Annotated in this window: 5 protein-coding genes and 1 pseudogene; all 6 read left to right on the top strand. The window is 31.7% G+C overall.

The features are described from left to right. Positions 1-239: pseudogene (locus JCM14822_RS20245) on the top strand (IS701 family transposase); the annotation flags it as partial. Between the two features lie 281 nt (positions 240-520). Next, complete coding sequence (locus JCM14822_RS22560) at positions 521-655, top strand: hypothetical protein (RefSeq protein WP_278287203.1); 135 nt, start codon at positions 521-523, stop codon at positions 653-655. A gap of 687 nt (positions 656-1,342) precedes the next feature. Further along, positions 1,343-3,556 (top strand): stalk domain-containing protein, encoded by a 2,214-nt coding sequence (locus JCM14822_RS09985; RefSeq protein ID WP_054742012.1) that lies wholly within the window; start codon positions 1,343-1,345, stop codon positions 3,554-3,556. Between the two features lie 412 nt (positions 3,557-3,968). Continuing rightward, a complete protein-coding gene (locus JCM14822_RS09980; RefSeq protein ID WP_054742011.1) occupies positions 3,969-6,167 on the top strand; it encodes a stalk domain-containing protein in 2,199 nt (732 codons plus the stop codon). Between the two features lie 219 nt (positions 6,168-6,386). Then, positions 6,387-6,719: a hypothetical protein gene (locus JCM14822_RS09975; RefSeq protein ID WP_054742010.1), complete on the top strand. Its 333-nt coding sequence runs from the start codon at positions 6,387-6,389 to the stop codon at positions 6,717-6,719. 397 nt (positions 6,720-7,116) lie between these two features. Then, positions 7,117-7,251, top strand: a complete 135-nt coding sequence (locus JCM14822_RS22555; protein WP_278287202.1) for a hypothetical protein — start codon at positions 7,117-7,119, stop codon at positions 7,249-7,251. Positions 7,252-7,339 lie beyond the last annotated feature (88 nt).

Here is a 7,339-nt window from a genome sequence, read left to right as displayed (position 1 = left end):
ACTTCCATTTAAAAAGAAAAACAGTATATGGACATCAGTTTGTTACTGTTATGCTTCGATGTGGAGACATTGTGCTCACGTATGACATTGTACTTTATCAAAAAGATGCGTCCAATAAAATAGAAATAGCTACAAACCTATTAAAAGAGCTACCGCATCCAGTTAACAAAGGTTATGTTTTAGCTGATAGTTGGTATAGTTGTGTGGCATTATTTAATGCTGCAACTCAGATAGGGTAGAATTAATGGATTCAAAAAGGTAAAGATTATTATGAGTTGGCCTGAAAATGCTCTTTGGAATAAGCATGCCTTAAAATGTTTTATTAGTCTAGATACTGAACTGTCTACTAAACAGATTTTAAATTATTATCTTAAAAGATTGGCCTATTGAAACATTTTTATAGAGAAACAAAAAGACGAGTAGGTTTTGATAAATATCAGATTCATACAATAAGAGGAATAAAACGATATATGTGCTTATTGATGCTATGCTATCTATACTGCGAACAGAAGTTCAAGACATGTCATTAGAATTTAGTAAGGGATTAAAGCAGGCTAGAAATGAAGTGAAACGCCTTGAAATAACTTGGATTTATGAGCAAGCAATAAAAGAGATTTCAATTCAAAATATTTTAAAAAAACGAGGTGTTGCATAGGGAAAAGTACACCCTTTTATATTGGAATATTATCCCTTTAATCTGTTAGTAATTAATTGGGTGAATTTATGCACGTTTATAGTAATAAGTAAGGTGTACAGCTAAAAGGTAATATGTTATGTGCAAGGAGTACATAAGGAGTTGGTGAAAGGTTTATAACTTATAGAATGGTTTAGAATGTGAGTTTGTAGAGTTGTGAAAATAAGTGTGAAATATATATATTTCAAATAAATATTAAATAAATGTTAAAATTATTAAGTAATTAATGGGAAAATGTACTTTAATTTAAAATAAGTTAATATATATCTATCAAGGGATAGGGCCTAATTCTGTGATTAAGTATTATGGTATATAAATGCAAAGAAAATGTGTATGACTTGCTATTCCAATAAATGGCTATTGAAATAAAAGAAGGCCTTAGGCTATAATAAAGTCACGGAACACAGCGGTGTTCAAAATAGCAAAATGTAAAAAAGAGATTACGACATATTACAAAGTATTACACAAATATTAAAACTGTAATATGTAAATATAAAAAATAGAATCATTCAATTAGTTAGTAGGTATGTACTAAATATAGCACTTTAAATTTAATAGATACACAAAATCTCTTGAATATATGTATTTTGCAAAACTTATAACTTTAAAAACAAACTTAAACTTAGACATAATTAGGAGGACTAGATAATGAAATTACGTCAAAAATTAGCAGTAGTTCTTGCATCAGCAATGGTAGTATCAGCTGTTCCAGTTGTAACAATGGCAGCTTCAAAAAATAGCTTAACAAAAGAAACTCTTAACTTAACAAAAGATGATATTACAACATCAAATGCAGTTAAAGTTGAATTCAATGATAGCAAAGAAGGACAAAAAGAAGTATTCTACTTAGAACTTGAAAATGCAGAATGGAACTTCTCAACATTAGCAGCTAATGATGGAACAGTAAATGAAGACGTTATAACATTTGCAAACGGAACAGTTTATGAAAAACAATCAGATGAAATCGTTAAAGTAACATACACAGTAGATGCTAAAAAAGAAGCTCACTTCCCAATCATGGCAGAAGTAACAGGTGGAGACGCTAAAGTATCTATCGTAACAAAAGGTGGAAATACAACAGTATCTAATGGAACATTCGTATTCGCTACAACAAGCGATGCTAACGTAGTTGTAACAGTTGATACAAAAGAAAAAGACCTTCCAACATTATACACAGAAGGTACAATAGCTGATATCAAACTTACAGAATCAATGAAAGGTGCATTCGCAGAACTTGAAGATGATGAAAAAGAAGTAGAACTTACACTTGAAAACAGTGATTTCGAATTCGTAAACGCTGGTACAGTAGAATTCACATACGGATTTGCTGGTCAAGGTAATGATACAGCTTCAGTAGTAGCTAAAGTTAACTCAAAAGACAAACAAACAATCATTGTTACATTACCACAAAACTTAAAAGCTGACTCAATCGGTCAAATCAAGCTTAAAGATATTAAAGTAAAATCTACAGCTAAAAACCCAGAAGCAGGAGATTTAACAATTTCAGTAGATGGAGATGCTGTTAAAAACGCAACAGCTCTTAAAGTAGCTAAAATCACATCTTACGGAAGTGAAATCGAAGTAGATGAAGATGATGTAGTAGAAATCAAAGCTGGTGAACAAAAAGAAGTTATCTTTACACTTAAAGAAGCTGAAAAAGGTTCATTCGTAAACGGTCGTGACGTTGACTTCGTAATCAACAAAGGTTTCTTCATGAACCAAGTTGAAGATGAAGATGGTGAATTTGATGAAGATGCTACAATCGCAGCAATGCAACAAGCTATCAAAATCAAAAATACAGAAAATAGTAAAGCCCTTACAATCACAGACGTAGAAGTAAACGATGATGATAAAGTAGTAGGTTTCACAGCAACTATGGTATCAACAGATGCTAAAGATGAAATCGAAGTAAAAGCTAACATCACAGCTGGTCTTGAAGAAGAAGGAGACGTAGTTCTTACAGCTTCAGGTCGTGCTTTAGAAAAAGAAATCAGTGGTGTAATCACATCAATCCAAAAAGTATTAACAGTAAATACAGAAGCTGCAGTTCTTAAAGTAGGTCTTCAAGGACAAAAAGCTGGTAAAATCACTTTAACAGAAGCTGAAAAAGGTATGTTCAAAAACGGTAAAGAAATCGTTCTTACAGTACCAGTAACAAACGGAATCACAGTTAAAGAAGAACCAGTAGTTAAAACAACAGCTGGTGATATCTTAATGGATGATGCTAAAGTATCTAAAGTTAAAACAGATGCTGATGGAGATAAATACGTAGAAATTACTATCCCAGTAAAACGTACATCTAAAACAGCTTCAACAATCGAAATCTCAGATATCGAATTCACAACAGATAGAACAGCAGCAGAAGGTTCATATGATGTAGAACTTGGTGGTTCAGCACTTTCAGCTACAGAAACTATCGAATTAAAAGACTTCTTAGTAATCGGTACTCCAAACACAGAAGATTTAGGAGCAAATGGTTTAGCTAAAGGAACATCTAAATTCGTAATCGGCGAAAACAAATACACAGTAAACGGTGTAGAAAAAGAAATGGATGCTAGATCTTACGTTCAAGCTCCAGGATACACAATGGTACCAATGAGATATGTTGCTGAAGCATTTGGTGTAACAGGAAACAATGTATTATTCTCAAAAGGTGTAACAACAATCTTCGCTGGAAACAGAACAATTCAATTAACAAACAATAGTGATATCGCTGTAGTAAACGGTGTTCAAGTTAAAATGGCTACAAAAGTAGTTATTAAAGAAGGTAGAACATACGCACCAATCGGTGAAGTTGCTCAATTACTTGGTGTAAACAAAGCTTGGGATAACGCAACAAAAACAGCTACATTCGCAAACTAATAATAAAGTGTTAACAGTCTAATAATTGTTTAATGATATAGCAAAATACCCTGCAACTCTTTAAAGAGTTGTGGGGTATTTTTATTATCTATATAACCATATGCTCTAAATAAAAAATGTGATTTTTTAAATAAATATTATTTTTATTAACTAATATAAATTATTGAAACAATATTATAAAATTACGCTTTTAATGAATAGATAATATTTTTGTAAAAAGTAAATAAATTAGAAATTAATAATTAATTATAATTATCGAAAATAAATAAAAAATTTACAGGAAAGTTACAAGTTTGACATAAATATTGCAAAGAAAATACATTATGGATATAATAATGTGTACATGGTGCATGATACCTATAAATGGTAATAAACGTATCATTTAAATATACACATCGGAGGAATATACACAATGAAATTACGTCAAAAATTAGCAGTAGTTCTTGCTTCAGCAATGGTAATTACATCAGTACCAGTTGTAACAATGGCTGCTTCAACAAATACTTTAACAAAAGAAACAATGAGTTTAGCAAAAGATGATATCACAACAGAAAGCGCTGTAAAAGTTGAATTCAAAGACAGCAAAGCTGGTCAAAAAGAAGTATTCTACTTAGAACTTGACAATGCTGAATGGGCTTTAGAAGGTCAAACATTACCAGAAGGTATCAAATACGAACAACAAACAGACGAAATCGTTAAAGTTACATACACATTAACAAAAGACAGTGAAAAAGTTTACTTCCCAATCATGGCTAAAGTAACAGGTGGCGAAGCTAAAGTAGCTGTAGTTTCTAAAGGTGGAAACACAACAGTAACATCTAGTACATTCGTATTCGCTACAACAGCTGACGGTGAAGCTATCGTAACAGCTAAACAAAACGATATGCCTACATTGTATACAGAAGGTACAATCGCTGAAATTACAATCAAAGAATCAATGAAAGATGCTTTCAAAAACCTTGATGATGATGAAAGAGAAGTAGAACTTACAATTGATAACGATGACTTCGAATTTGCACAATCAACACTTTCAGCAGATCAAATTAAATTCGCATACGGTTTCGCTGGACAAGGAAATGATGTTGCATCTGTTAAAACAAGAATCAATTCAAAAGACAAACAAACACTTATCGTAACATTACCAGCTGATTTAAAATCAGACTCAATCGGTCACATCAAACTTGTAGACGTTAAAGTTAAATCTACAGAGAAAAAACCAACAACAGGTGATTTAACACTTTCTGTTGACGGTGATGCTGTAAAAGCTACAGATAGCATTAAAGTTGCTGAAATCAATGCTTACGGAAGCAAAATCGAAATCGAAGAAGATGACGAAGTAGAAATCAAAGCTGGTGACAAAGATGAAGTTATCTTCACTCTTAAAGAAACAGAACAAAGCTCATTCGTAAATGGTCGTGACATGGAATTCACAATCGACAAAGGTTTCTTCATTCCACAAGTAGAAGATAAAGATGGAGATCTTGACGAAGCTAAAACAATCGAAAAACTTAAAGAAGTTGTTAAAATCAGAAACACAGAACTTAACAAAAACCTTGAAATCACAGACATAGAAGTAAACGATGATGACAAAGTAATCGGTTTCACAGCTACTATGGTATCAGATACAGAAGTTAAAGACGAAATCGAAGTTAAAGCTAAAATCACAGCTGGTCTTGAAGAAGAAGGTGATGTAACAGTTAAAGTTGAAGGTCGTGCTTTAGAAAAAGAAATTTCAAGCAAAATCACAACAATCAAAAAAGTTGTAACTGTAACAACAGAAGCTGCTACACTTAAAGTAGGTCTTCAAGGACAATTAGCTGGTAAAATCACTTTAACAGAAGCTGAAAAAGGTGGATTCAAATCTGGTAAAGACATCGTTCTTACAATTCCAGTAGAAAAAGGAATCACAGTTAAAGAAGTTCCAACAGTTAAAACAACAGCTGGTGACATCCAAATGGACGAAGCTAAACTTTCTAAAGTTAAAACAGATTCTGAAGGTGACAAATACGTTGAAATTACAATTCCAGTAAAACGTACATCTAAAACAGCTTCAACAATCGAAATTTCAAACATTGAATTCACAACAGACAGAACTGTAGCAGAAGGTGAATTTGATATTACACTTGGTGGTACAGCATTATCTCCAATTTCTGAAACAATCGAATTAGAAGGATTCTTAGTAGTAGGAACACCTAACACAGAAGATCTTTCTACATCAAATGGTTTAGCTAAAGGTACAGCTAAATTCGTAATCGGTGAAGCTACATACACAACAAACGGAGTAGCTAAAGAAATGGATGCTCAATCTTACGTTCAAGATCCAGGTTACACAATGGTTCCAGTAAGATACGTTGCAGAAGCTTTCGGTGTTAAAGCTAACGATATCTTATTCTCAAACGGAACAGCTACAATCTTCGCTGGTAACAGAACTATCCAATTAACAGCTGGAAGCAACGTTGCAGTTGTAAATGGTGCTGCTGTAACTATGGGAACAAAAGTTGTAGTTAAAGAAGGTAGAACATACGCTCCAGTTGGAGAAATCGCTAGAATTCTTGGAATCTCTACACAATGGGATTCAGCTACAAAAACAGCTACATTCGAAAACAAATAATTCAACTTATTATATAGATAAGATTGTTTATTTTATAATAGAATAAGCAAAAAAGGCAGCTTATAAGGCAATGTCATTAAGTTAAGATGACGATTTAAGACCTTTATATCAGAAATGATATAGGGGTCTTTTTATTTTGTAAAAAATTCTTGACATATAGAGCATAGTGAAAGCAGTCCTTGTAATTAAGGAATATCTTGATTACAAGAAGGAAATAGTATGTCAGATTATATTAATAACTTAACTTTATCTTTAGAAAATGTGATATCGGATTTAGCAGATAATCCTGCACTTTTTCTTAGAAACCCTAGTGTAGATTTTACTAGAAATAGAAAGATTGATTTTAAAACTTTGATTGGGATTACTATGAATTCAGGTGGATGTACAATGACAAAAGAACTGTTGGACTTCTTTGATTTCAACATAAATACACCTACAGTATCTGCATATACTCAACAACGTTCCAAAGTATTACCTGAAGCATTTGAATATATCTTTTATGAGTTTAATGGCAAAAGTCAAGATTCAACTAAGTTATATGATGGATACTAGTTGATTGCTTGTGATGGAAGCAATCTGCCTATTTGTTGTGTCATAAAATAATGATAAATCGAAATACAAAAAGTAAAGCAAGGAAATTTGAAACTATTGTAATCAAATATCCTTATTTTGAATAATGTCTTAAGTTTAACTTAATGACATTGCTCATAAGGACTGTCTTTTGGTTATATAAGAACTTAATCATTCATATAAAACAAAATGATAAATATAAAAAGATAACTAGTAAATATACAAATTGAAATGGTATAATTGATTGAAAAGTTAGATTAATATTATATGACATTAAAACATCATACGTGTTAATCTATAAATAAAATTTTCCAGTAATCAAAATAATAAAAATGGGAAACCTCTAAATCTAATATCACTTAAACAAAGGAGGTTTCCCATGCATATTGCAAAGTTAGTATCTAGACTTTTTAAACTTTTTATACCATCTATTATCGAAGAAATTGCAAAATCATCTGGTTTTATGAAATGTCATTCTATTTTAGATGCTACAACGAGTTCTTTACCTGATTAAACTATTTATGAGAAACTAGAATTAAAAGAATTCCTTAGTCAAGACAGTGATTCTATTGATCAACAAGTTTATATTGGTACAGAAAGTT

The organism is Cellulosilyticum ruminicola JCM 14822 (assembly GCF_001311925.1).
GTDB lineage: Bacteria > Bacillota > Clostridia > Lachnospirales > Cellulosilyticaceae > Cellulosilyticum > Cellulosilyticum ruminicola.
The sequence above is the reverse complement of the archived record's forward strand: the minus strand, read 5'-3'. Positions and strand labels throughout refer to the sequence as shown.

Coding starts and splice junctions, on each gene's coding strand:
- JCM14822_RS22560 (WP_278287203.1), top strand. CDS start 521: ATGTCATTAGAATTTAGTAAGGGATTAAAGCAGGCTAGAAATGAAGTG.
- JCM14822_RS09985 (WP_054742012.1), top strand. CDS start 1,343: ATGAAATTACGTCAAAAATTAGCAGTAGTTCTTGCATCAGCAATGGTA.
- JCM14822_RS09980 (WP_054742011.1), top strand. CDS start 3,969: ATGAAATTACGTCAAAAATTAGCAGTAGTTCTTGCTTCAGCAATGGTA.
- JCM14822_RS09975 (WP_054742010.1), top strand. CDS start 6,387: ATGTCAGATTATATTAATAACTTAACTTTATCTTTAGAAAATGTGATA.
- JCM14822_RS22555 (WP_278287202.1), top strand. CDS start 7,117: ATGCATATTGCAAAGTTAGTATCTAGACTTTTTAAACTTTTTATACCA.